The following is a 23,391-nucleotide window of genomic DNA, read 5'->3' on the forward strand; positions in this document are numbered from 1 at the left end:
TTAAAACGAAATCAGTCGATCGAGTCGTAGGCCGCACTGGTGAGGAAGTCGGCGAAGTCGTCCGCAAGGGCGACCCGCTCGAACAGCTTGCGGGCGTCGTCGTAGCGGCCGGAGGTCCACGCCTCGTCGCCGATCGACTCGCGGATCGCGGCGAGTTCCTCGTCCTCGATCCGGCCGACCAGCTCAGCGGTGATCAGGGTGCCGTCCTCGAGGCGCACCCCGTTGTGGATCCACTGCCACACCTGGGAGCGCGAGATCTCCGCGGTGGCGGCGTCCTCCATCAGGTTGTGGATGCCGACCGCGCCGTTGCCGCGCAGCCAGGCCTCGAGATATTGGAGCGCGACGTTGACGTTGTTGCGCAGGCCGGCCGCGGTGACCGACGCCTTCAGCGACGAAACCCCCAGCAAGTCGTGCGCGGAAACAGCGACGTCCGGGCGCTGTTTGTCCAGCTGGTTCGGCTTGTCGCCGAGCACCCGGTCGAAGATCTCCTTGCAGACCGGCACGAGGTCGGGGTGGGCCACCCAGGAGCCGTCGAAGCCGTCGCCGGCCTCGCGCTCCTTGTCCTCGCGAACCTTGGTGAGCGCCACCTTGTTGACCTCCGGGTCGCGGCGGCTCGGGATGAACGCGGCCATGCCGCCCATCGCGAACGCGCCCCGGCGGTGGCAGGTGGAGACGAGCAGCTCGGAGTACGCGCGCATGAACGGCGCCGTCATCGTCACGGCAGCCCGGTCCGGCAGGATCATGTTCGGGTTGTCACGGAAGTACTTGATGATGCTGAACAGGTAGTCCCAGCGGCCCGCGTTCAGGCCGGAGATGTGCGGCCGGAGCGCGTACAGAATCTCTTCCATCTCGAAGGCGGCCGGGATCGTCTCGATCAGCACGGTGGCGCGGATGGTGCCGACCGGGATGCCGAGCTTCTCCTGGGCGTAGGTGAAGACGTCGTTCCAGAGGGCGGCCTCCTTGTGCGACTCCATCTTCGGCAGGTAGAAGTACGGCCCGCTCCCACGAGAAATCAGCTCAGCGGCGTTGTGGAAGAAGTACAGGCCGAAGTCGACGAGCGCGCCGACGGCCGGCTCGTCGTCGACCGGCAGGTGCCGCTCGTCGAGGTGCCAGCCGCGCGGGCGCATCACGATCGTCGGATAGGGACCGTCGCCCAGCTCATACGTCTTTTTCGCGGTTTCCAGCGAAATAGTGCGGCGAATCGCGTCGTACAGGTTCTGCTGGCCGTCGACCACATTCGACCAGTGCGGAGTGTTCGCGTCCTCCAGGTCGGCGAGCCACACCTTGGCGCCGGAGTTGAGCGCGTTGATCGTCATCTTGCGCTCGGTCGGGCCGGTGATCTCGACGCGCCGGTCCTGCAGGTCGGCAGGCGCGGGCGGCGCCGTCCACTCGGCGGCACGGATGTCCGCCGTCTCCGCGAGGAAGCCAAGGCTGGCGCCGGCCGCGATCTCCGCGCGGCGGGCGGCGCGAGCCTCAAGAAGCTCGTTGCGGCGAGGCCGGAATCGCCGGTTCAGGTCGGCGACGAACGCCACGGCCTCGTCGGACAGGATCTCGGTCATCGTTGACGGTTCCTCTCGGTGTGGTTACTCCCCCGTACCGTAGTCGAGCATTATTCACGCTCATGCTTCCGCACGGGCACCGGGATCATGCGGCCTTTAGCGGTATACCGTTAACTGGGCAGCAGCTTGCGATGCGCCCGCCGCGCCTCCCGGGTCAGGATCTCCTCGTCCACGTTGACGAGCTCACCCCGCTCCACCACCGGCCGGCCACCGACCAGGGCCAGTTCGACCGGCGCCGGCGGGCCGAAGACCAGCGCCGCCACCTTGTCGTCGATGCCCTCATGACCGAGGCCGTCGAGCCGCCACAGCACCAGGTCGGCCAGCTTGCCCACCTCGATCGAGCCGATGTCGTTCTGCCGGCCCAGGCACTGTGCACCGCCCATGGTGCCCATCCGCAGCGTCTCCCGGGCGGTCATCGACTTCGGGCCGCCGCGCTGCCGGGCCGTGTAGAGCGCCTGCTTCAACTCGTCGGACAGGCGTGAGGACTCCTGCGACGCGGCGCCGTCGACACCGAGACCGACAGGTACGCGGTGGTCCAGCAGTTCCCGTACGCGCGCCGACCCCGCACCCAGCCGAGCATTCGAGCTGGGGCAGTGTGCGATCCCGGTTCCGGTAGCGCCCAGTTTCTTGATCGCCGAGTCGTCGAAATGCACACCGTGGGCCAGCCAGACGTCGTCACCGAGCCAGCCGACGCGTTCCGCGTACTCGGTCGGGGTGCAGCCGAAGCGGTCCTGGCAGAACGCCTCCTCGTCGTCGGTCTCGGCGAGGTGGGTGTGCAGCCGTACGCCTTTACGCCGCGCCAGCACCGCCGCCTCCTCCATGAGACGGGTGGTGACCGAGAACGGCGAGCACGGCGCCACCGCGATCTGCAGCATCGAGTCCGGCGACGGGTCGTGCCAGCGGTCGATCGCTGCCTCGGTGGCGGCGAGGGCCTCGTCGGTCTCCTCGACCACGTTGTCCGGCGGGAGGCCGCCGTCCTTCTGGCTCAGGTCCATCGAGCCGCGGGTCGGGTGGAACCGGAGCCCGATGCGACGAGCCGCCAGGATCTCGGCTTCCAGGACGTCGCCGCCCTCACGGGGGAAGACGTAGTGGTGGTCCATCGAGGTGGTGCAGCCGGAGAGCGCCAGCCAGCCGAGACCGGCGCCGGCCGCCGCGCCGACCACGTCGGCGTCGAGCCGGCCCCAGATCGGGTAGAGCGTGGTGAGCCAGCCGAAGAGGGTGTCGTCGAGCGCGAGGCCGCGGGTCGCCCACTGGTAGAGGTGGTGGTGCGAGTTCACCAGCCCCGGGGTGACGAGGCAGCCGGTGCCGTCGACAACCCGCAGAGCATCCTGCCGCGATTTTTCGGATTTGTCGTAAATGTCGCCATAGCGACCCGCACCGACAGCCGAGATCCGGCCGTCCTCGCTGATCACCACGTGGCCGTCGGTGAACTCAGTGCCCGCGGCATCCACCGTGGCCACCGCGACGTTCTCAATAATGATCACAGCCACCACTCCGCAACGGCCGCCGGAGCGTCATCCCGCACTACCGAGCCCTCGATCAGCCCATAGGGCCGATCCCCCGCGATGAACACCTCGTTCTCGTTCGTCAGATCGAACGGCGACAGATCGACGAGGTAGTGATGTTTGTTGGGCAGCGTCAGCCGCACCTCGGCGATCTCGTCCCGCTCGGTCAGCACCCGGGTGCCCATCGCCATGAGCGTCTGCTGCAACGAATAGCTATAAGTCGCGACAAATCCGCTTTTAAGGGCTTCTAGCGCTCCGGCAAACGATGCCGCCCAGTCAGTGGTGTCGCCACCATGCCGCCACCGAGCGTCCACCGCCGTGGCGAGGATCCGGTCGGTCGTCTCCGGCAGCGTCGTGTACTTGTCCCGGGGAAACCCGTGGAACTCCGACGCCGTCGAGTTCAGCAGTGTCAGCCCGGTAACCCCGGAAACCACCTGAGTGCCAGCAGACTGCACGTCCACCACGGCAGTACGCGTGTAATCGCCACGCTTCGAGAAAGAGTGCGGCCCGAGCCGGTCCCACGCGTACGACTCGATCGACACCTTGGCGCCGTGCACCTGAGGCTGGCTGCCGACGAAGTGCCGGGCCAGCAGGAGCGCGAACTCCTCCGGTTCACCGACTCCGTGCTCCTTCGCGAAGGCGTACACGGTGTTCTTCATCGTGTCCGTCGGAAGAACGCCGGAGTTGTCGCCGGTGGCGTGGGTGGCCTCCAGGTCGCCGGAGAGGGCGACGCTGACGTTGAGGTCGACCAGGCCGTGGGTGTCACCGTTGCGGAACACCCGGACGAGCCGGGTCTCCGCTTTGCCGTATCGGTTGGGTCCGAGCACGATCGCCAACGGTCTAACTCCCTCGATATGTCGTGTAGCCGTACCGGCTGAGCAGCAGCGGTACATGGTAGTGACGGTCCGGGTCGTGGACGTGGAAAGCGACAGTGATCTCCGGGAAGAAGCTGTCCGCGCCGAGATAAGGCTCCACGTAGAAGAAGAGGCGGTAACCACCGGCCTGCCAGTCGCGGACCGGAACCCGGAAGCGGAACCGGCCGTCGTCGTCGGTGCGCCCCTCGGCGACGGTGAGCCAGCCCTCGGAGTCCCGGCGCTCCAGCCGCACGTAGACGTCGCGGGCCGGGTCACCGGTCACGGTGTCCAGGATGTGCGTCGAGATCCGGGCGTGGAACTCGGCGGCCGTGCCGTCGTCAGAGGGCATCGAGCACCCGCTCCAGCCGGAGCAGCGCGATCTTGCGCAGCTCGCCCTGAACCACGGCCCGCTCGGCGAGCGGATCGTTGCCGAGCCGCTCCCGAGCCGCCGCCAGGATCTCGTCCTGAGTGCGGCCATTCGCGAAGATCAAAAACACGTGACCGAATTTATCCTCGTAAAGCCGGTTCGCCGCAACGAGCGCCGATTTGTCCGACGAAGACGAAGACGAAGCCGACGCCGCCGCGGCCGACTGCTCGGCCCGCGACCAGACCGCCTCTTTCGACTCCCCGGCCGCACGCTCGCCGATCCTCGGGTGCGCGGACAGCCCGAGAAGCACATCGTCCCAGCTCAGCCCGGCCGCCGCGGCATCCGCGGCGGCGAACAGCTCGGCGCGGTCACGGTACGGTCGCTTGGCGGCGACCTCAGCTCCCCAGGCCGGCGCCGCCAAACAGGCGAGCAACTCGCTCTCGAGACGCTCAGCAGGTAACGCGTTGAAGCTCTCCACCGTCACCCCCTCGTCAATGTTGATCAGTCAAGCAGGCAGCGTCCGCCGATTGGATAGGCAGACGCAAGAATTAACAGACACATTGCCACGAAACATGAACGGAACCTTGCCCGTGCTGATACCCGCCGAAGCGCTCCCCGATCTTCCGGTCCGCCCGGTGCTGCCCGAGGTGGTCGCGACGCTCCAGCGGGCCGGAGCAGCCGTGCTGGTGGCTCCGCCGGGAACAGGCAAGACCACACTCGTACCCCTGGCTCTCGCCTCGGAGCAGAATCGGATCATCGTGGCCGAGCCGCGCCGGGTCGCCGCCCGGGCCGCAGCCCGGCGGATGGCGTCGCTGATCGGCGAGCGCGTCGGCGGCCGGGTGGGTTACGCCGTCCGCGGCGACCGCCAGGTATCGGCGAACACCGTCGTCGAGGTGGTGACGACTGGCCTGCTGGTTCGCCGGCTCCAGCACGATCCGGAGCTGGCCGGCACCGCAATCGTGATGCTCGACGAGTGCCACGAACGACACCTCGACTCAGACCTCGCGATCGCGTTCCTGGCCGAGGTCCGCGCCGCGCTCCGCCCCGAACTGCAGCTGCTGGCGACGTCAGCGACGGCCGATTCTGATCGGCTGGCAGCGGTTCTGGGCGACCCCGCTCCGGTACTCACCGCCCATGCCCGCACCTATCCGGTCGAGGTCATCTGGGCGCCGCCTGCCGGTCCGGTCGCCCCATCGCTCGGCATGCGCGTCGATCCCCGCCTGCTGGAGCACGTCGCCGCCACGATCCGCCGCGCACTCACCGAGGGTGACGGCGACGTGCTGGTCTTCCTCCCCGGCGCCCGCGAGATCGACATCGTGGCCGCCCGCCTCCGGGTCGACGCCGAAGTGATCACCCTGCACGGCCGCCAGTCCGGTTCTGCCCAGGATGCCGCGCTACGACCCGGTCCGGGCCGCCGTGTGATCCTCTCCACCGCGATCGCCGAGAGCAGCCTCACCGTCCCCGGCGTGCGAGCCGTCGTCGACGCCGGCCTCAGCCGAGTCCCGCGCATGGATCATTCCCGCGGCCTGGGAACCCTGGTCACCGTGCCGGTCTCCCGCGCCAGTGCCGAACAGCGCGCCGGTCGGGCCGGCCGTGAAGCGCCCGGCCGCGTCTACCGCTGCTGGCCCCAAGCGCTGCACGACCGCCTGCCGGCCCAGCCCGAACCCGAAATCACCGCAGCCGACCTGACCGGTTTTGCCCTCGACCTCGCACTGTGGGGCCACCCCGACGGCACCGGCCTCGCCCTCCCCGATCAGCCTCCACAGGGCGCGCTACGCGCCGCCACGTCCGTCCTGCACGACCTGGGCGCCATCGGCGAGGACGGCAAAGTAACGCTCCGTGGCCGCGCCCTGTCCGACGCCGGCCTGCACCCTCGCCTCGCGCGCGCCCTGCTCGACGGCTCTGCCCTGGTCGGCCCCCGCCGCGCCGCCGAGATCATCGCAACCATCGACGACGACAGATCCGCCAGCGACGACGTCGTCACCCTCTGGCGCCGCGCGCGCGCCACGAACGACCCACCCTTCCAGTCCGAAGTACGGAGACTGACGGCAACCCTGACCAGATCAGCTTCCACGGCCCCCGCCTCCACCGGCATCGCAAACACCCGGATTCCGGACGATTTGGCGGCCGGCCTGGTCGTCGGACTCGCCTTTCCGGAACGGGTGGCGAAGGCTCGCGAGCCGGGCGGTTCCGCGTACCTCATGGTGGGCGGGACCGCCGCGGAGCTGAGCGGCGGCAGCTCGCTGATGGGCGCACCCTGGCTGGCCGTGGCCGGCGCGGAGCGCGCGGCCGGATCACGCACCGCGAGGATCCGCAGCGCCGCGCCCCTGGACGAAGACACCGCGCGTGAGGTGGCCGCGACCCTGCTCACCGACGCCACCGAGATCGGCTGGATCGACGGCGACGTGGTCGCCCGGCAGGTCCGAAGGCTCGGCGCGATCACCCTGACCAGCGTACGGATCACCCGCCCCGACCCGGAACTGCTCCAGGAAGCCCTGCTCACCGGCCTGCGCGCCGAGGGCCTGAGCCTGCTGACCTGGACCCGGAACGCGTCCGAGCTCCGCGACCGGCTGGCGTTCACGCACGCGGCCCTGGGACCACCGTGGCCCGACGTGTCCGATTCTGCCCTGCTCGCATCAGCAGCCGACTGGCTCGACCTGCGCACCGCACGCCGCCGCGCCGACCTCGCAAAGATCGACGTGACACACGGCCTGCGCCGCCTGCTGCCCTGGTCGGTAGCCGGCCGCCTCGACGAGGTAGCCCCGGAACGGCTACCGGTACCGAGCGGCTCGCACGTCCGGGTGGACTACTCGGACCCGGCCGCGCCGGTGCTGGCCGTAAAGGTCCAGGAGGCCTTCGGCTGGCGCTCGGCGCCCAGGCTGGCCGAGGGCCGCGTCCCGGTGCTGCTGCACCTGCTCTCCCCGGCCGGCAGGCCGGTAGCGGTGACACGCGACCTGGCGTCGTTCTGGGTCCAGGGATATCCACAGGTGCGAGCGGAGATGCGGGGCCGCTACCCCCGCCACCCCTGGCCCGAGGACCCCACGACGGCAACCCCCACCCGCCGCCTGAACCCCCGCTCCCGCTAACCACCCACCCACCCGCGCCGCGCCGCGCCTCGCGGGACCGCGCCGCGCAGGGCCGGACCGCGCCGCGCAGGACCGGACCGCGCCGCGCAGGGCGCGACCGCGCCGCGCAGGGCGCGACCGCGCCGCGCAGGACCGCGCCGCGCAGGACCGCGCCGCGCAGGACCGCGCCGCTGGGCAGGGCCGGGCCGCTGGGCGGGGCCGGGCAGGGCCGTGCTGCGCCGGGCAGGTCCGAGCCGGCCTGGGTTGAATTCGGGCGCGAATCAAACCCCAAATCAACACGCGCGAGCGACCCCCGAAGTGCGTGTTGAATTCAGGCGCAAACCGAACCCCAGTTCGACACGAGCAAGCGACTCCTGACGTGTGTGTCGACTTGGGGTGCGGATTGAACCTCAAGTCCACACGCTCCGGCCCGGCCCGGCCCGCGGGCAGGCAACCCCCGCGGGCAGGCAACCCCGCGGGCAGGCAACCCCCGCGGGCCGGCAACCCCGCCGGCCGGCTCACGCAGAACGCCACCGCGCCGGCCTGCGGGGTGGGCTCGCCCGCGAAAACGACAATGGAATCGCCACGTTGCGCGGGATTCGGGCAGATCTTGTGACCTTCTGGTCGCCGCGATGGCTCAGCCTCACAAGATCGATAGGGGTCACCGCCCCCGGCGAGCCAGCAAAGATCGGGAGGCAAGGATCGGACAGCAAGGGCCGGACAGCGCGAGCCGGACAGCGCGAGCCGGACAGCGCGAGCCGGACAGCGCGAGCCGGACAGCACGAAAGGATTGGTCAGGGGGTTGGGGAGAGGCGGTTCAGGGGGACCGGGGGGCCGAACAGATAGCCCTGGCCCAGCGGGCACCCCAGCGCCGCCATCCCCGACGACCGTTCCACCGTCTCCAGCCCTTCGGCCACCACGGCAATCCCCAGTTCAGCACAGATCGCCAGCACCGACCGGCACAGCGCCCCCGCCCGATCCGGTTCCGCGTCCACATCCGTCAGTGTCGAGTCCAGCTTCACGATGTCGACAGGCATCGAGTGCAGCTGGGCGAGCGCGTTGTACCCACTCCCGAAGTCGTCGAGCGCGATCCGCACCCCGAGAGCCCGCAGCGAGTTCAGAACGGCGGCGGCGCGGGGCAGATCCGGGATCCGCAGCGTCTCGGTGATCTCCACGATCAGCCGGGACGGGGGCACACCGTGGCGTTCCAGCGCCGCCGACACCGCCTCCTGCAGGCCCTGCTGCCCGAGCCGCCCGGCCGACACGTTGACGTGGATGTCGATCGGCCGGCCGAAGACGGCGGCCAGCTGGGCCGCGTCGGCGCAGGCCTGGTCGAGTACGAAGTCGTCGATGGCGGCGACCAGGCCGGTCCGCTCGGCCATGGTGACGAAGACGTCGGGGTGCACCGGCCCGGCGACCGGGTCGGTCCACCGGGCCAGGGCTTCGACGGCCACCGTCGTCGAGTCCGACAGCCGCACGATCGGCTGGTAGTACACCTGGAAGCCGGCCTCGGCCGGGCTGCCGCCGTCGGAGAGCGCGCCGGCGAGCAGTTGCGGCAGGTCGGCGTTCGGGGCGGAGTCGCGCGGGCCGGCATAGGTCACCAGGGCACCCTTGCCGCGCCGCTTCACCGCGTACATGGCGGCGTCGGCGCGGCGCAGCAGGATGTCGGCGGAGAGCCGGTCGCCGGGTTCGGCAGCGACCAGGCCGACGCTGACGCCGACGCCGACCGAGCGGCCGTCGATCTGGTACGGCTCCCGCAGCTCGGCGAGCATCCGCTGGCCGATAGCTTCGGCTTCGGCGACCCAGACCGGGTACGGCAACTCCGCCGTGACCCGTCCCGCCGAGACCCGCCGATCCATCCCGTCGTGTACGCGTACCCCGGCGGCCGACAACACGTACCGTCGTGGCCGGAACCGGCCGCGGCGCCGGCGCGGAGCCTGCGCTGTCTCGAATCCGAAGCCGAGCACTACCGCGAACTCGTCACCGCCGAGCCGGGCCACCAGATCCTGCGACCGTACGCACGACCGCATCCGCTCCCCGACAGCGGTGAGCACCCGATCGCCCATCGCGTGCCCGAACGTGTCGTTGATCAGCTTGAAGTCGTCGAGGTCGGCGAAGAGCACCGCGACCGGCGCGCCCCGGCTCTGGTTGGCTTCCAGGGCCAGGCCCAGCCGTTCCCGGAACAGCGCCCGGTTGGCGAGCCCGGTCAGCGGATCGTGGTACGCCTGATGGTGCAACCGCTGCTGCGCCTCGGCGATCCGGCCGAGCAGCACGGTGTTGTCCATGATGGTGAGCATCTGCCGGGTGACGACGAGGGCCAGGCCGAACCAGCCGAGGTACGCCTGAGACGCGGTCAGCGGCTCCCCGCCGATCGTCTGCGCCACGAGCAGTCCCCCGACCACGACCACCGGCCCGTACGGCAGCAGCAGATGCAACCACGGGTGTTCGAGCAGCGTGGTGTCCGGCCCTGCGACAACCGGCCGGGCCGGGTTGAGCGCCGCCAGCGCGATGAACACCGGCCCGAGCAGGTGCCCGGTGATCTCCAGCCAGGCCGGGCCGGTGCCGAGCAGGCGCAGCGTGTCGCCGGTGCCGAACGCGAGTATCGCCGCCCCGATCAGCACGAGCGGCCGCCGCCCGGCCGGTGAGTCGGGCCGGGTGGTCAGCAGCAGCACGACCATGGTGACCAGGACCAGGTCGACGATCGGGTACGCGACGAACCAGTCGGCGGCAACGTCGTCGCAGAACGACCAGATCAGCGCCAGCAGCGACCCGGTGATCAGCACGCTGTCGATGATCAGGGCGAGCTGGTCGCGGCGGGGCGACGTCGGCACCGGCCGGGGCCGGGTGTGCGCGGCGGCCAGCAGCCCGACCAGCATGCACGCCGGAAGCACGAGAAAGCCCAGGTCGGAGAGGATCCCCGGGGGTTCGGAAACCCACAGCCGGGTCAGCGACCAGATCAGCAGCCCGCCCGCGGCGAGGTGCCGCCAGTGCCGGGAAACTCCGGTCCGCCCCCGGGCGGCGAACAGGCAGGTGACCGCGGCGATCAGCCCGACGACGAGCTGAGCCAGGTCGGCGAGAACGACCACGCTCGCAATCACCACCAGATTTGCTCCGGCCGCGCCCGATGTAACCGCGGCCGGAGTAAAATACCTGGTCAGTCTCCGGCGGTCACGTCCGCGACCAGAACGGTCACATTGTCGGGCCCGCCGCCGCGCAGCGCGAGGTCGACGAGGCGCTCCGAGCACGACTTCGGATCGGGCACCGCGCGCATCTCCTGTTCCAGCGTCGTGTCGTTCACGACGCCGGTGAGACCGTCGCTGCACAGCAGCCAGCGGTCACCGGCCTGCGGCTCCACGATGACGTACGCGGGAGTGACCGGCTCGCCCTGCAGAACCCGGGTCACCACGGCCCGGCGTGGGTGCCCGGCCGCTTCCTCGGGCTTGAGCAGGCCCTGGTCGATCAGCATCTGGACGTACGTGTCGTCCTTGGTCAGCTGGTTGAGCCGGCCGTCGCGGAGAAGGTACGCGCGCGAGTCGCCGACGTGGGCCATGGCCGCCCGCTCGCCGTTGAAGAGCACCGCCGTCAGCGTGGTGCCCATCCCCTGCAGGGCAGGGTCGGCGGCCACCTGCTCGGCGATCCGGCCGTTGGCCGTCTCCAGCGCCTTGTGCAGCGCGTCCATCTGGTGGTCGGTGGCGATCGGCACGTCGAGCGAGACCATGGCTTCGATGGCAAGGCGACTGGCGAGATCGCCGGCGGCCATCCCGCCCATGCCGTCGGCAACCACGAGAAGGTTGTCACCGGCGTAGTGACAGTCCTCGTTGTTGCTCCGGACGTGTCCTTGGTCGGTGACGGCCGCCCACCGGAGGTGCAAGGTCATGGCGTGCAGCCTGCCAGGTCGATGCCACGCTGTCTGCACGTGGTGGGCGGCGCGTCGCACATGTCGTTGTCGAAAATACACTCAGCTCGGATCAAGGGGACGTCCCAGGCATCTTGGATCGACTTCGGTCACCGCTCGTGTCGGTGCGATCCACCGTAGCGCCGACGCCTCCACGGGCCATCCGCGGACCGTCACACCGCTGTACGAAGGCGGTGCCGTGTCCGGGCAGAGGGTCCGCGATCGCACCTCGCCGTTGGGGATGAACTCCACTTCGCCGTCCGCCTCCAGCATCGTGGTGGAGTTGTCGTCCACCGAGATCAGCTGTCCGCGTACGACAGTGACAGCCGCACCCTCGGCGCCCACCTCGACGGCGCTGTCGGGAAGGACCGGGGCGCGCAGGAAAACCACGCCGACCACGAACGGCAGGGCGAACGCCGCGCCGATCGCCGGCCAGTACGTCGCCATCCGCGCCCACTTGGCCGGCACCGGCCCGGTGAGCACCGGTCCGAACAACGGTGGCAGGGCGAGCAGAGCAGCAGTGGACCACTCGCCACCGTTCACGGCCTGGACGATGCCCGGCCAGACGAAGATCCAAACCAGCACACCCGCCGCCACGGGTACGCCGATCGTGATCCAGAACATCAGCGGCCTCTCGCCCTGGACGCTCTGCGCCGCGGTCAGTCCGAGGATGGCGACGACGAGCAGCGCGAGCAGCGGCAGCAACTGCAGCTGCCAGGTGAACGCGGCGATCATCGCGGCCACCGCCACCACCCAGCCGGGCATCCGCAGCGCGGCCACCGCCAGGTACGACGTCCCGGCGTGCCCCGGGACGCTGACCAGCAGAATGCCGCCGAGCATCCGGACCACCAGGATTGCCGCCGGGATGGTCCAGCTCAGCGTGATGAAGAGCGCGCCGACCATCCCGAGCGGGTTGATGTACTGCACGAGCAGCAGCATCGTGGCCATGTCCTGCCGGCTGAGGTACCAGAGCCGGAGCACGAGCAGCAGCAGCGGGAAACCAGGTAGGACGGCGAGCAGCCAGTTGAGCTCGGCGCGATAGCGCGGCCGGGCGCCGTGCCGCTCCTTGGAGACGGCGCCGGTGGAGATCTCACTCATCGAACGAACCCATCGAAGGAACTCATCCCAGCGGATCCTCCCAGGGCAGGTGCCGCACGTCAGGGCGTTCGACGCGTGGCTGCATGCCTTCGGCGATCGGGACCGGCTTGTCCGGGTCGATCTCGGACTGAAGGTTCTTCTGGTAGGCCAGCTCCCAGCGGTCGTCGGCCGGGTCCGCGTAGGACCGGTACAACGTCAGGTTGACCAGCTTCTCCAGCGCCGGGTTGTCACCGACGTTGATCCCCCACCGCTCGACCGAATCAAGACCCAAATCCCAATGTACGTATTTTTGTGGAAATTTGGCTTTCCAGCCTGCCAGGATCGCCGCATCGGTGCTGATCGCGTCGATCCGCCCGGCATCAAGCTCGGCAAAGCAGTCCCGGACCCGATTCTTGCGGGACACCTTCGCCTCGGCGAGGGTCAGAGCCGACTGACTGGTCGAGGTGGAGAGCGTGCAGACCTTCTGGTCCTTGAGGTCCTCCAGGGAAGACACCGGGTCGTGGCCGTCAAGCGTGATCACCGACTGCTCGGTGAACAGATAGGGCGACGAGAACTTGACGCCGGCCGCCTTCCGCGCCTCGGTCACGCTGTAACTGGCTATCACCAGCTGCACCGGCACCCGATTGCCTTCCGGGTCGGTCGCCTGCATCCGCGCCCGGTCCTCGCTCTCCAGCCCGTAGAACCGGACGTCGTCGCGACGAAAACCCAGATCCTCCGCGACCATCAGCGCGATGTCGATGTCGAAACCGGACCACAGTTTCTGCCGCGTGTCGTAGAACGCGACCCCGTACTGGTCGTCCTTCACGCCGATGTTCAGCGTGGTCAGCGAGTCCACTCCGGCCTGCTCGCGCAGCTCGGCCACCGACGGCGGCCCGCCCACCAGCAGCCGGCTCATCGTCACCACCAGCACGACCACCAGCAGCAGGCCCAGCCCGGCGAGCCGCCACGCGCGGAACCGGTACTCCCAGTCGGCGATCGAGCGGAGCTGAACCTCCTCGATGACCTCCTCGAAGACCTCCTGCTCGGCGATGTCCCGCGAGGCGATCTCCTCGGCGGTCACGTCCAGAGGCGGGACGATCCGGCGGCGTAGCCACGGCAGATCCGGCGGTGTCCATTGCCGGAACCGCCGCGCCTGCGGATCGATCTCACTGTCGTCCCGGTCGACCATGCCGGACATGGTGCTACATGGATGTCACGGAACGGGGTCCGAGGTACCGAAAGGGACTCGCGGACCACACCGCGCCAGCCGGGCCAGCGCCATCCGCCCACCCCTGCCGAGCCCATGACGCTCGATCGCCTCCAGCGCGTAGGCACTGCAGGTGGGCGTGTACCGGCAGCGGGTCGCGAGACGCGGCGAGAAGCGCCGGTACAGCACGATGCCGCGCCTCACGGCCCGTTCCCCCCGGCCTTCCCAAGCCCCTGGGGTACGCGTCACCGCACGGCGACCACGGCCGCACTCTCCGCCGGAAGAACCAGCCGGTCGCGCTGGACCACGACGCCCGGCTCGGTGGTGAACAGCACCGAGCGCACCGGCGAGCGGACGCTGACCGTCTGCTCCACCCCGGCCAGGTTCGCCACCACCACGTACGACCCGCGGCGGATCACCACGTGCTGGTCGCCGTGCCAGACCTCGACGTCGCTGAGCCACGGGTCGGTGAGGTCCGGGACGGCCCGGCGTACCTTGATCAGCCGCTTGTAGAGATCCAGGATCTCGGCGTGGCCGGGCTTCTCCGGCTCGGACCAGTCCAGCTTGGAACGCTCGAAGGTGGCCGGGTCCTGCGGGTCGGGCACGTCGGCCTCGTCCCAGCCGTGCCGGGCGAACTCGCGGCGCCGCCCGGTCTGCACGGCGGCGGCCAGGTCCGGCTCGGGGTGGCTGGTGAAGAACTGCCAGGGGCTGGTCGCCGCCCACTCCTCGCCCATGAAGAGCATCGGAGTGAACGGGGAGGTCAGCAGCAGGGTCGCGCCGACCTTGAGCAGCCCGGGCGAGAGGCTCGCGGTGAGCCGGTCACCGATCGCCCGGTTGCCGATCTGGTCGTGGTTCTGCAGGAACGCGACGAACCGGTGCCCGGCGGTGCGCTGCCTGTCGACCGGCCGGCCGTGCCGCCGCCCACGGAAACTGGACCAGGTCCCGGCGTGGAAGAACGCGCCTTCCAGGACGGTACGCAGGCAGTCCAGCGACCCGAAGTCGCCGTAGTAACCCTGGCGCTCGCCGGTCAGCAGGGCGTGCAGAGCGTGATGCACGTCGTCGTCCCACTGGGCATGCAGGCCGTAACCGCCGGCCTCTCGCGGGGTGATCAGCTTGGCGTCGTTGAGGTCCGACTCGGCGATCAGTGTGAGCGGCCGCCGCACGTGCGCGGCGAGCGACTCGACCTCGACGGCGAGCAGCTCCAGCAGGTGCACGGCGCCCTCGTCGTGCAACGCGTGCACAGCGTCGAGCCGCAGGCCGTCGACGTGGTAGTCACGCAGCCACATCAGCACGCTGTCCGCGATGTAGCGCCGGACGCTGTCCGATTCCGGCCCGTCCAGGTTCAGCGAGCTGCCCCAGGTGTTGCTGCCGGTGGACAGGTAGGGCGCGAACATCGGCGCGTACGCCCCGCTGGGCCCGAAGTGGTTGTAGACCACGTCGAGGACGACGCCGAGGCCTTTGGCGTGTGCCGCGTCGACGAAGCGCTTCAGCCCGTCCGGCCCGCCGTACGTCTCCTGCGGCGCGTACCAGCAGACGCCGTCGTAACCCCAGTTGTAGGTGCCGTTGAACGCGTTCACCGGCAGCAGCTCGACCAGGTCGACACCGAGCTCGACGAGGTGGTCGAGCCGCTCGACCGCGGCGTCGAACGTGCCCTCCGGCGTGAACGTGCCGATGTGCAGCTCGTAGAGCACCGATCCGGGTAGCTGCCGGCCGCTCCAGCCCTGGTCGGTCCAGGCGAACTCGGCGTGGTCGTAGACCCGGCTCGGCCCGTGCACACCGTCCGGCTGCCAGGGCGAGCGCGGGTCGGGCAGCGGGGTCGGGAAATCCGGGAGCAGGAACGCGTAGTCGTCGCCGGGGCCGGCGCCGGGCACGTCGAGACGCCACCAGCCGGACTCACCGGCCTCCATCGCGCGCTCCTCCCCGGCGACCAGCAGGCGGGGAGTTTTCTCGGGTGCCCAGACCTCGAAGACAGTCATTCTTTCACCAACAGCGCGACGGGATACGTGTGCAGAAGCTCGGCCACAGCCAGGCGATTGCCACCGTAACTGGTATTCGTGAACACTTCCGTCCAACTGTGTCCGTCGAGTGAAAGGGTCGTGTCGTGCCAGCCGCCGTGGCGTGACAATCCGACCGGCAGGCGGGTCGCCACCGCCACCGCGCCGCCGCGGTCGAAGGCGAGCACGTGCTCACCGACCCGGCCGTCGGCGAAGACCGGGCGGTACCCGGTGAACAGCTCGGGACGCTGCCGGCGCAGGCGCAGCACCCGGCTGGTGACCAGCAGCTTGGCCGCGCCGGCCTCGTCCACCGGCGGCAGCCAGCCGTCGTCGATCCGGCCGAGCAGCTCGCGGCGCTGCGCGAAGTCGACAGGCCGCCGGTTGTCCGGGTCGACGAGCGAGTGGTCCCAGAGCTCGCTGCCCTGGTAGACGTCGGGCACGCCGGGCATGGTGAGCTGCACCAGTTTCTGCCCGAGCGAGTTGGACCAGCCGGGCGGCGCGATCGACGCCACGAAATCAGAGATCTCGCGGTGCAGCGCCGGGTCGTCGTAGATCTGGTCGACCATCTGCCTCAGCGCCTGCTCGAACGCCTCGTCAGGACGCTGCCAGGTGGTCGCTGCTCCGGCCTCACGGGCGGCCTTCACGGCGTACGCCTGCAGTCGCTCTCGGGAGACCGGCCACGCACCCACCGCGACCTGCCAGATGAGATGAGCCAGCGAGGGATCCGGGAGCGGAGCGGTCCGGACCCAGCGGCGAACGACCTCGGTCCAGTCCCCGGGTACCTCGGTGAGGACGGCGAGCCGGGCGCGGAGATCCTCGCCGCGCTTGGTGTCGTGGGTCTCGAGCGAGGTCATCGAGTCCGGCCAGTCGTTCTGGCGTTCCTCGGCGGCCTCGTGGAACTCGTCGATGGTGACGGCGAAGTCGGCCGGATCGTTGCCGACCTCGTTGCGGGCGACGAAGCGGGTCCAGCGGTAGAACGCGGTGTCCTCCACGCCCTTGGCCATCACCGCGCCGGTGAACTGCTGGAACCGGATCGCCAGTTCGTCGTCCGGGTTACGCAGCCGGGCGGTCAGTTTGTCCAGTACGCCGATCAGGTGCGGGTTGCGGCGGCCCGCCTCGGACCGGGCCTGTGCCAGGTGGCGGCCACCGAACGGCAGGTAGGAGCGGTAGACCGGGAAGCAGGCGGCCAGCTCGGCCAGGGCGCGCGGCGCGTCCGGGATGTCCGGCACGAACCGGGCCAGGCGGGCCAGCTCGGCGGCGAGCAGCGTGGTGGCGACGGTCTTCTTGGTCTGGTGCACCAGGTCCTGCCAGGACGTCACGGTCCCGGTCAGGTGGCGGTCGAGGGTGTCGAAGAACGCCTCGGTGTGACCGTCGACGAAGACGCCGTTCACGTCGGCCATCGCGTCGTACCCGGTGGTGCCGGCGACCGGCCAGCCGGGCATCTTCTCCCCCGGCTCCAGGATCTTCTCGACCACCAGCCAAGCCTCGGGTGCGGCCTCGCGGAGCCGGGCGAAGTATCCGCCGGGGTCGCGCAGGCCGTCCGGGTGGTCGACCCGGATGCCCTGGATCAGGCCCTCGTTGTACCAGCGCAGGATCTCGGCGTGGGTGGCGTCGAAGACGTCCGGGTCCTCCACCCGCAGCGCGGCCAGCTCGACGATCGCGAAGAACCGCCGGTAGTTGATCTCGCTGTCCCCGCGGGTCCAGTTGACCAGCTCGTAGCTCTGCCGGTCGTGCACCTCGCGCGGGCTGCCGTCGCCGGTGCCGTCGGCGATCGGGTACCGCTTGTCGAAGTAGTGCAGTTCGCCGTTCTCCAGCCGGAGGTCATCCAGCGCGTTCTCTTGATCAGCAAGAACGGGGATGAGTAGCCGGCCGCGGGACCAGTCGATGTCGTAGAAGTGCGCGAAAGCAGATTTCTGGCCGTTCTTGAGCACGTCCCACCACGTCGGGTTGGCCGCCGGGACGGCGACGCCCGCGTGGTTGGGGACGATGTCGGCGACCAGTCCGAGCCCGGCGCTCTTCAGCGCCTCGCTCAACGCCCGCAACCCCTCTGCGCCACCCAGCGCCGGGTTGACCTGCGAGTGGTCCACCACGTCGTAACCGTGTTCAGAACCGGGCGCCGAGGTGAGCAGCGGCGCCGAGTAGAGGTGGCTCACGCCGAGATCGGCCAAATAGTCGGCGATCTCGGCGGTTGCCGTCAGCGGGAAGTCGGGGCGGACTTGGACTCGGTAGGTACTGCTCGGGCGCATTAAACCGTCCTGTCGAGCACGATGAGAGACCGGTCCGGGACCCAGATGCTGTGGCCGCCCTCGACGACCGTGGGGTTGTCCGGCGACGGTTCGGCGGTTTCGATGACCTTCTCCCACTTCTCCCCGTACTCCGCGGGAGGCGTGGTGAACTCGAGCGGCGCGTCGTGCGCGTTGAAGAAGAGCAGGAACGAGCTGTCCACGTGGCGCTGGCCGTACTGGCCGCGTTCGCGGATGCCCTCGCCGTTGACGAAGAGCGCGACCGCCCGGCCGAAGTCGTTGCCCCAGTCGTCGCCGGCCATCGGCCGGCCGTCCGGGGTGAACCACTCCAGGTCCGGCAGCGGGTCGCCGCCACCGCGCGCGGTCACCGGCAGGCCGGTGAAGAAGCGCCGGCGCTGGAAGACCTGGTGCCGGTGGCGGAACGCGGTCAGCTTGCGGGCGAACTCCAGCAGGTGCTCGTCGGCGTTCTCCCAATCGATCCAGCTGATCTCGTCGTCCTGGCAGTACGCGTTGTTGTTGCCCTGCTGGGTGCGTCCCAGCTCGTCACCGTGCGAGATCATCGGGACGCCCTGGCTGAGCATCAGCGTGGCCAGGAAGTTGCGGCGCTGGCGAGCCCGCAGCTCCAGGACCTTCGCGTCGTCGGTCGGGCCCTCGATGCCGCAGTTCCAGGACCGGTTGTGGCTCTCGCCGTCCCGGTTCTCCTCGCCGTTGGCCTCGTTGTGCTTGTCGTTGTACGACACCAGGTCGTTGAGCGTGAACCCGTCGTGCGCCGTCACGAAGTTGATCGAGTGGAACGGCTTGCGGCCGTCGTCCTGGTACAGGTCGGCGGAGCCGGTGATCCGGCTGGCGAACTCGGCAAGGGTGGCCGGCTCACCGCGCCAGAAGTCGCGGACCGTGTCCCGGTACTTGCCGTTCCACTCGGTCCAGTTCGGCGGGAAGTTGCCGACCTGGTAACCGCCGGGGCCGACGTCCCAGGGCTCGGCGATCAGCTTCACCTGGCCGACCACCGGGTCCTGCTGGACCACCTCGAAGAACGTGGAGAGCCGGTCGACGTCGTAGAACTCGCGCGCCAGCGTCGAGGCGAGGTCGAAGCGGAAGCCGTCGACGTGCATCTCGGTCACCCAGTACCGCAGTGAGTCCATGATCAGCTGCAGGCTCTGCGGGCTGCGCACGTTCAGGCTGTTACCGGTGCCGGTGTAATCCATGTAGAACTGCGGCTGGTCCTCGACCAGCCGGTAGTACGTCCGGTTGTCGATGCCTTTCAGCGACAGCGTCGGGCCCAGGTGGTTGCCCTCGGCGGTGTGGTTGTAGACCACGTCGAGGATGACTTCCATACCGGCCGCGTGCAGCGCTTTCACCATGCCGCGGAACTCCTGGGTCTGCTGACCGAGGGTCCCGGTCGACGAGTACCCGTGGTACGGCGCGAAGAAGCTGAGCGTGTTGTAACCCCAGTAGTTGCGCAGCCCCAGGTCGTCGAGGCGGTTGTCGTGGACGAACTGGTGCACCGGCATCAGCTCGACCGCGGTCACGCCGAGACCCTTGAGGTGCTCGATGATCGCCGGATGCCCTATCGCCGAATAGGTGCCCCGCATGTCCCGCGGGATCTCCGGGTGCCGCTGGGTCAGACCCTTCACGTGCGTCTCGTAGATCACCGAGTGGTGGTACGGGATGTCCGGCCGCCGGTCGTTGCCCCAATCGAAGTACGGGTTCACCACGACGGCCTTCGGCATGTACTGCGCCGAGTCCAGGTCCGACATCTGGTCCGGGTTCGCCATGTCGTACGCGTACATCGACGGGTGCCAGGTGATGTCCGAGTCGACGGCTCGTGCGTACGGGTCGAGCAGCAGCTTGTGCGGGTTGCAGCGCAGACCCCGGTGCGGCTCGTACTGGCCGTACACCCGGTAGCCGTACCGCTGCCCCGGCTCGACGCCCGGCAGGTACGCGTGCCAGACGAAGGCGTCCTGCTCGTGCAGCTGAACCTTGCGCTCGTTGCCCGACGCGTCGAAGAGGCAGAGCTCCACCGCCTCGGCAACCTCGGAATAGATCGCGAAGTTCGTGCCCGTCCCGTCGTAAGTAGCACCCAATGGATACCGGTGACCAGGCCAGACCTGCATATCGGTTGCTCCTACCCCTCGGTCATCTCCGTGCGCACGACCGGCTCGGGCTGCAATGCCCACCAACTGGTGGAGCTAACCCTTTACCGGTCGTGTCCTGCCGCAATTCTCCCCGGATGTGACCGCTGACAGCGGTCCGACTGTCCGGTTGGCCGGGGTTATCTCTCGTCACACGGCTGCGGCATCGCCCGAGGGGTGGCGAGCCGCTCAGCCCAGCTGCTGATCCACGTAACACCAGCGCCAGGTCTCCCCCGGCTCGTAGGAACGCATCACCGGGTGGTCCGTCTCGTCGTGATGCAACGACATGTGCCGCCGCGGGGAGGAGTCGCAGCATCCGACGTACCCGCAGGTGAGGCAGGCGCGCAGGTGCACCCAGTCGTGGAAACCGCCGGCCACGCACTCGGGGCATCCGCCGTCGTAGGGCGCGAGCGGGGCCGGGTTGCCGGCCTCTTTCAGATGCTCACAGGTCAATGCTCACTCCGTTGCAGCTGGGATTCTTCGAGGTCGAGCTCGCGCTGGGCGCGTACCAGCACCTCTTCCGGGATGCGGCCCTCGTTGCGGGCGATCTTGAAGACGTGCCGTTCGGCTTTGATCATCTCTCGCCGGAGACGACCGTACGCCGCCGACGGGGTTTCCTGCTGCTGGCTGCCGAGCCGTTCCCAGGCGTTGTTGGAACGGCTCTCCATCAGGCCACGCAGCCGTTCCACCACGGCGGTCGGGGCGCTGGCGGCGTGCGCGTCGAGCGCTCCCAGGGCGGCCCGGCTCGCGGTGTGCTGGACGCCGGCCTCGGCGAGGGCGTCCTGGCTGCTGTTGTCCTCCTTGACCTTCAGCACCCGGGCCAGCGCCGGCAGCGTGGTGCCCTGGATCAGCAGGGTCAGCACGATGATCGCGAAGGCGACGAAGATGAAGAGCTCCCGCGGGTACTCGGGAACACCGTTCTCGCCGGGCAGCGGCAGCGTCTGCGCGGCGGCCAGGGTGACCACGCCGCGCATGCCGGCCCAGGCGATCACGGTCGGCACTGCCGGGCGGGGACGTTCCTCGCGGTTGCGGATCCGCGGCACCAGCCGGGCCAGGTACGTCGCCGGGTACATCCAGGCGAACCGGAGCAGCACCAGCGCGGCGAAGACCATGCCGGTGACCTGCAACGTCGTAACCATGTCGGTCTCGATGCTGCCCACCACGCTGCGCAGCTGAAGGCCGACCAGGAGGAAGACCACACCCTCCAGGAGGAAGCTGATCAGCCGCCAGACCGCCTCCATCTGCAGCCGCGAGGTCGGCGACAACAGGTACGGCATCCGGTGGCCCAGGTAGAGGCCGGCGATCACCACGGCCACCACGCTCGACGTATGGAGCTTCTCGGCGACGATCACCACGACGAACGGCGTGAGGAACGACACCGCGTCGTCCAGCAGCGAATCCTCGATCTTGCGGTGCAGCCAGGCGGCCCCGATCGCCATCGCGAACCCGATCATCAGGCCGCCGCCGGCCTTGAGCGCCACCTCGGTGGCGATGTCGGTGAACCCGACCGCCAGACCGCCGAGGGCGCCCGCCGCGACCCGCACCATGACCAGCGCGGTCGCGTCGTTGAGCAGGCTCTCGCCCTCCAGGATCGTGACCACCCGGCGTGGCAGCCCGACCCGGCGCGCGATCGCCGTCGCGGAGACCGCGTCCGGCGGCGCGACGATGGCGCCGAGCGCCACGCACGCCGCGAGCGGCACCTCGGGCAACAGCATGTGTACGAGATAACCGACGACGAACGCCGTCAGCGTGACGAGTCCGACCGCGAGCAGCAGGATGGGCCGCAGCGCGAGCCGGAACGCGGGCACCGAGGTCTGCAGCGCCGCCACGTAGAGCAGCGGCGGCAGGATCCCGATCAGGACCAGCTCCGGCTCCAGATGTGCTTCCGGGAACCCCGGAACGTACGAGAGCGCCAGCCCGGCGACCAGCAGAACCAGCGGCGCCACGAAGCCGAGGCGCCGGGCCAGTGCGGCGCCGACCACGGAGATCGCTACGAGCACGACCACGTCGACGATGGGATCCATTCCGGGAAGCTTAGAGAGTCATCCCGCCGACGGCTGCTCCCGCAGGAGTGGACCTCAGGTGGTGCTCACCACGCCGGAGCGTGCGACCGTCTTCGCGTACGTGCCGTCCACGCCACTCGCGTGCGTCATCACCTTGTCGACCACGAAGATGTAGTGCGTCGCGGGAGTCAGGCCGGTGACCGTCGCGCTCAGGTCTCCGCAGGTGACAGGGGTGACCGTGGCCCACCCGACCGGCTCCTGCTCGCCCGCGATCAGGTCCTGACTGAACGCGGTCACCCGGTAATCGACGATGTTCCCGCCGCCCGGGTGGTACCAGGTCACGATGGCGCTCGTGCTGCTCGGCCGCACGTCCAGCCCGTTGATCCCGCCGGCGCCCTTCGGCGGCGTGGTGCAGGACGGGCTCGCCTTCGCGGTCGGCGACGTGTTGGTGGCGAGCGTCGGCAGCGTCACCTCCGGAGTGGGTGACGCCGTGCCGTACCTGGTCGTCGGCGACGGGGTCCGCTTGCCGGCGTCCGTGTTGATCCAGTCGGTGCCGCTCCGGTCCTCGGTAGCCGACGGTGACGGCGAATCCGCGGACGAGCAGCCGCCGATCGCCAGCGGCAGTGCCGCGGCGAACAGGATCAGCGTGGACTTCCGACGGATTCCCTGCACGTCAGGACGTTCGGGCGGGTATGCGGATTGCTTAGCCCTTGCGGTAGTGCTCCCGGGCTCGGCGGGCCAGATCACGGGTGGCCACCGAGTTCGCCCAGGTGCCGAGGATCATGCCGCCGAGCGGGACCATTTTCACGACCACGCGCTTGGCTGCGCGTACCCCGGCCATCTGCGCGAGACGGACGCCCAGGGTGACCAGGACGCGGGCCATCGGGGCGCTGGAAGCGCCCGTGAAGATCCGGCTGGCGTGCTCGCGGCCGGCAGCGACGCCCAGAGCGGTCCGCGCGGTCTCGGCGACCTTGTGCACGCGCTGCAGGACCAGCAGCTCGGTGGCGCGTTCCGGAGCCGTCGGGTCGGCGCCGTGAGCGGCCGCGACGTGCAGCACCATCCGCGCCTGGGTCCAGGCCAGCACGCCGACGTCGATCACCGCGCCGGGCAGGCCGGCCACGCCCGAGACGGCGCCGGAGACCCGGGCCAGCGTGGTGAAGCGTTTGACGGCGAGGGCGGCGAGCTCCTCGGGACCGGCATCGGGACGTTCGGTACGCATCCGGGCGTGCCAGCGCGCGGCCTCCGGACCGAGCCGGCGCACCGCTTCCAGGGCGAGGTGCTCAGGCGCGTACTGAGGGTCGGCTCGCATCCGGGCCCAGAGCGTGCTCGGTGGTGCGGTGTTCTCGAGGATGGCCGGTACCTGTTGGCTCACAGATCACTCCGAGGGGGGCGAAGAAGTGGATCTGCTTCCCATTGTGCGTGGTGCGCGCACGTCCGCCTTCACGGTGGTGGGTAACAATTCGTGATGCCGGAATGTGCAAGCCGGTTCC

18 protein-coding genes are annotated in these 23,391 nt (G+C 69.6%); 1 reads left to right on the top strand and 17 read right to left on the bottom strand.

From position 1 onward, the window contains the following. Positions 1–11: 11 nt before the first annotated feature. The 5 genes from aceB to uraD all read right to left on the bottom strand — a co-directional run bounded on the left by aceB (position 12) and on the right by uraD (position 4,763). Complete coding sequence (gene aceB, locus ACQP2E_RS30005; protein WP_433826292.1) at positions 12–1,559, bottom strand: malate synthase A; 1,548 nt, start codon at positions 1,557–1,559, stop codon at positions 12–14. Positions 1,560–1,669: 110 nt separating this feature from the next. Next, positions 1,670–3,043, bottom strand: a complete 1,374-nt coding sequence (locus ACQP2E_RS30010) for an 8-oxoguanine deaminase (RefSeq protein ID WP_433826293.1) — start codon at positions 3,041–3,043, stop codon at positions 1,670–1,672. Next, positions 3,040–3,891: a factor-independent urate hydroxylase gene (gene pucL, locus ACQP2E_RS30015; protein WP_433826294.1), complete on the bottom strand. Its 852-nt coding sequence runs from the start codon at positions 3,889–3,891 to the stop codon at positions 3,040–3,042. The genes ACQP2E_RS30010 and pucL overlap by 4 nt, the downstream gene beginning before the upstream one ends. A gap of 13 nt (positions 3,892–3,904) precedes the next feature. Continuing rightward, positions 3,905–4,267, bottom strand: coding sequence for a hydroxyisourate hydrolase (gene uraH / locus ACQP2E_RS30020; RefSeq protein ID WP_433826295.1), 363 nt, complete (start codon positions 4,265–4,267; stop codon positions 3,905–3,907). Beyond that, entirely contained in the window at positions 4,257–4,763 is a 507-nt protein-coding gene (gene uraD, locus ACQP2E_RS30025) for a 2-oxo-4-hydroxy-4-carboxy-5-ureidoimidazoline decarboxylase (protein ID WP_433826296.1), read from the bottom strand. Before uraD ends, uraH begins: the two co-directional genes overlap by 11 nt. Before the next feature lie 94 nt (positions 4,764–4,857). On the opposite strand from uraD, the gene hrpB reads away from it, so the two are divergent. Then, entirely contained in the window at positions 4,858–7,371 is a 2,514-nt protein-coding gene (gene hrpB / locus ACQP2E_RS30030) for an ATP-dependent helicase HrpB (protein ID WP_433826297.1), read from the top strand. Between the two features lie 773 nt (positions 7,372–8,144). On the opposite strand, the gene ACQP2E_RS30035 is transcribed toward hrpB, so the two are convergent. The 12 genes from ACQP2E_RS30035 to ACQP2E_RS30090 form a co-directional block, all read right to left on the bottom strand. Beyond that, entirely contained in the window at positions 8,145–10,451 is a 2,307-nt protein-coding gene (locus ACQP2E_RS30035; protein ID WP_433826298.1) for a putative bifunctional diguanylate cyclase/phosphodiesterase, read from the bottom strand. A gap of 53 nt (positions 10,452–10,504) precedes the next feature. Next, positions 10,505–11,227: a PP2C family protein-serine/threonine phosphatase gene (locus ACQP2E_RS30040; RefSeq protein ID WP_433826299.1), complete on the bottom strand. Its 723-nt coding sequence runs from the start codon at positions 11,225–11,227 to the stop codon at positions 10,505–10,507. An 81-nt stretch (positions 11,228–11,308) separates the two neighbouring features. Beyond that, positions 11,309–12,343, bottom strand: a complete 1,035-nt coding sequence (locus ACQP2E_RS30045; protein ID WP_433826300.1) for a hypothetical protein — start codon at positions 12,341–12,343, stop codon at positions 11,309–11,311. A 22-nt stretch (positions 12,344–12,365) separates the two neighbouring features. Beyond that, positions 12,366–13,511: a transporter substrate-binding domain-containing protein gene (locus ACQP2E_RS30050; protein ID WP_433826301.1), complete on the bottom strand. Its 1,146-nt coding sequence runs from the start codon at positions 13,509–13,511 to the stop codon at positions 12,366–12,368. Between the two features lie 24 nt (positions 13,512–13,535). Next, positions 13,536–13,778: a membrane protein insertion efficiency factor YidD gene (gene yidD / locus ACQP2E_RS30055; protein ID WP_433826302.1), complete on the bottom strand. Its 243-nt coding sequence runs from the start codon at positions 13,776–13,778 to the stop codon at positions 13,536–13,538. Next, the gene (treZ, locus tag ACQP2E_RS30060; RefSeq protein WP_433826303.1) at positions 13,775–15,505 is read right to left on the bottom strand and encodes a malto-oligosyltrehalose trehalohydrolase; all 1,731 of its coding nucleotides are present in this window, start codon (positions 15,503–15,505) and stop codon (positions 13,775–13,777) included. Before treZ ends, yidD begins: the two co-directional genes overlap by 4 nt. Then, positions 15,502–17,769, bottom strand: a complete 2,268-nt coding sequence (treY, locus tag ACQP2E_RS30065) for a malto-oligosyltrehalose synthase (protein WP_433826304.1) — start codon at positions 17,767–17,769, stop codon at positions 15,502–15,504. The genes treZ and treY overlap by 4 nt, the downstream gene beginning before the upstream one ends. Beyond that, positions 17,769–19,880 carry a glycogen debranching protein GlgX gene (glgX, locus tag ACQP2E_RS30070; protein WP_433826305.1) on the bottom strand — a complete coding sequence of 704 codons (2,112 nt, stop codon included), beginning with the start codon at positions 19,878–19,880 and terminating at the stop codon, positions 17,769–17,771. Before glgX ends, treY begins: the two co-directional genes overlap by 1 nt. 207 nt (positions 19,881–20,087) lie before the next feature. Then, positions 20,088–20,351, bottom strand: a complete 264-nt coding sequence (locus ACQP2E_RS30075; protein ID WP_433826306.1) for a UBP-type zinc finger domain-containing protein — start codon at positions 20,349–20,351, stop codon at positions 20,088–20,090. After that, positions 20,348–21,922, bottom strand: a complete 1,575-nt coding sequence (locus tag ACQP2E_RS30080) for a Na+/H+ antiporter (protein ID WP_433826307.1) — start codon at positions 21,920–21,922, stop codon at positions 20,348–20,350. Before ACQP2E_RS30080 ends, ACQP2E_RS30075 begins: the two co-directional genes overlap by 4 nt. A 54-nt stretch (positions 21,923–21,976) precedes the next feature. After that, complete coding sequence (locus tag ACQP2E_RS30085) at positions 21,977–22,573, bottom strand: fibronectin type III domain-containing protein (protein WP_433826308.1); 597 nt, start codon at positions 22,571–22,573, stop codon at positions 21,977–21,979. Positions 22,574–22,604: 31 nt separating this feature from the next. Beyond that, positions 22,605–23,273 (bottom strand): EcsC family protein, encoded by a 669-nt coding sequence (locus ACQP2E_RS30090; protein WP_433826309.1) that lies wholly within the window; start codon positions 23,271–23,273, stop codon positions 22,605–22,607. Between the last annotated feature and the right edge of the window lie 118 nt (positions 23,274–23,391).

It is taken from the genome of Actinoplanes sp. CA-015351 (genome assembly GCF_050955685.1).
In the GTDB taxonomy this organism is placed as follows: Bacteria; Actinomycetota; Actinomycetes; order Mycobacteriales; family Micromonosporaceae; genus Actinoplanes.

What these genes read in the sequence shown, in the direction of transcription:
- aceB (WP_433826292.1), bottom strand. Translation starts at nt 1,559, where the DNA reads ATGACCGAGATCCTGTCCGACGAGGCCGTGGCGTTCGTCGCCGACCTG.
- uraH (WP_433826295.1), bottom strand. Translation starts at nt 4,267, where the DNA reads ATGCCCTCTGACGACGGCACGGCCGCCGAGTTCCACGCCCGGATCTCG.
- hrpB (WP_433826297.1), top strand. Translation starts at nt 4,858, where the DNA reads ATGAACGGAACCTTGCCCGTGCTGATACCCGCCGAAGCGCTCCCCGAT.
- ACQP2E_RS30040 (WP_433826299.1), bottom strand. Translation starts at nt 11,227, where the DNA reads ATGACCTTGCACCTCCGGTGGGCGGCCGTCACCGACCAAGGACACGTC.
- ACQP2E_RS30045 (WP_433826300.1), bottom strand. Translation starts at nt 12,343, where the DNA reads ATGAGTGAGATCTCCACCGGCGCCGTCTCCAAGGAGCGGCACGGCGCC.
- ACQP2E_RS30050 (WP_433826301.1), bottom strand. Translation starts at nt 13,511, where the DNA reads ATGGTCGACCGGGACGACAGTGAGATCGATCCGCAGGCGCGGCGGTTC.
- treZ (WP_433826303.1), bottom strand. Translation starts at nt 15,505, where the DNA reads ATGACTGTCTTCGAGGTCTGGGCACCCGAGAAAACTCCCCGCCTGCTG.
- treY (WP_433826304.1), bottom strand. Translation starts at nt 17,769, where the DNA reads ATGCGCCCGAGCAGTACCTACCGAGTCCAAGTCCGCCCCGACTTCCCG.
- glgX (WP_433826305.1), bottom strand. Translation starts at nt 19,880, where the DNA reads ATGCAGGTCTGGCCTGGTCACCGGTATCCATTGGGTGCTACTTACGAC.
- ACQP2E_RS30080 (WP_433826307.1), bottom strand. Translation starts at nt 21,922, where the DNA reads ATGGATCCCATCGTCGACGTGGTCGTGCTCGTAGCGATCTCCGTGGTC.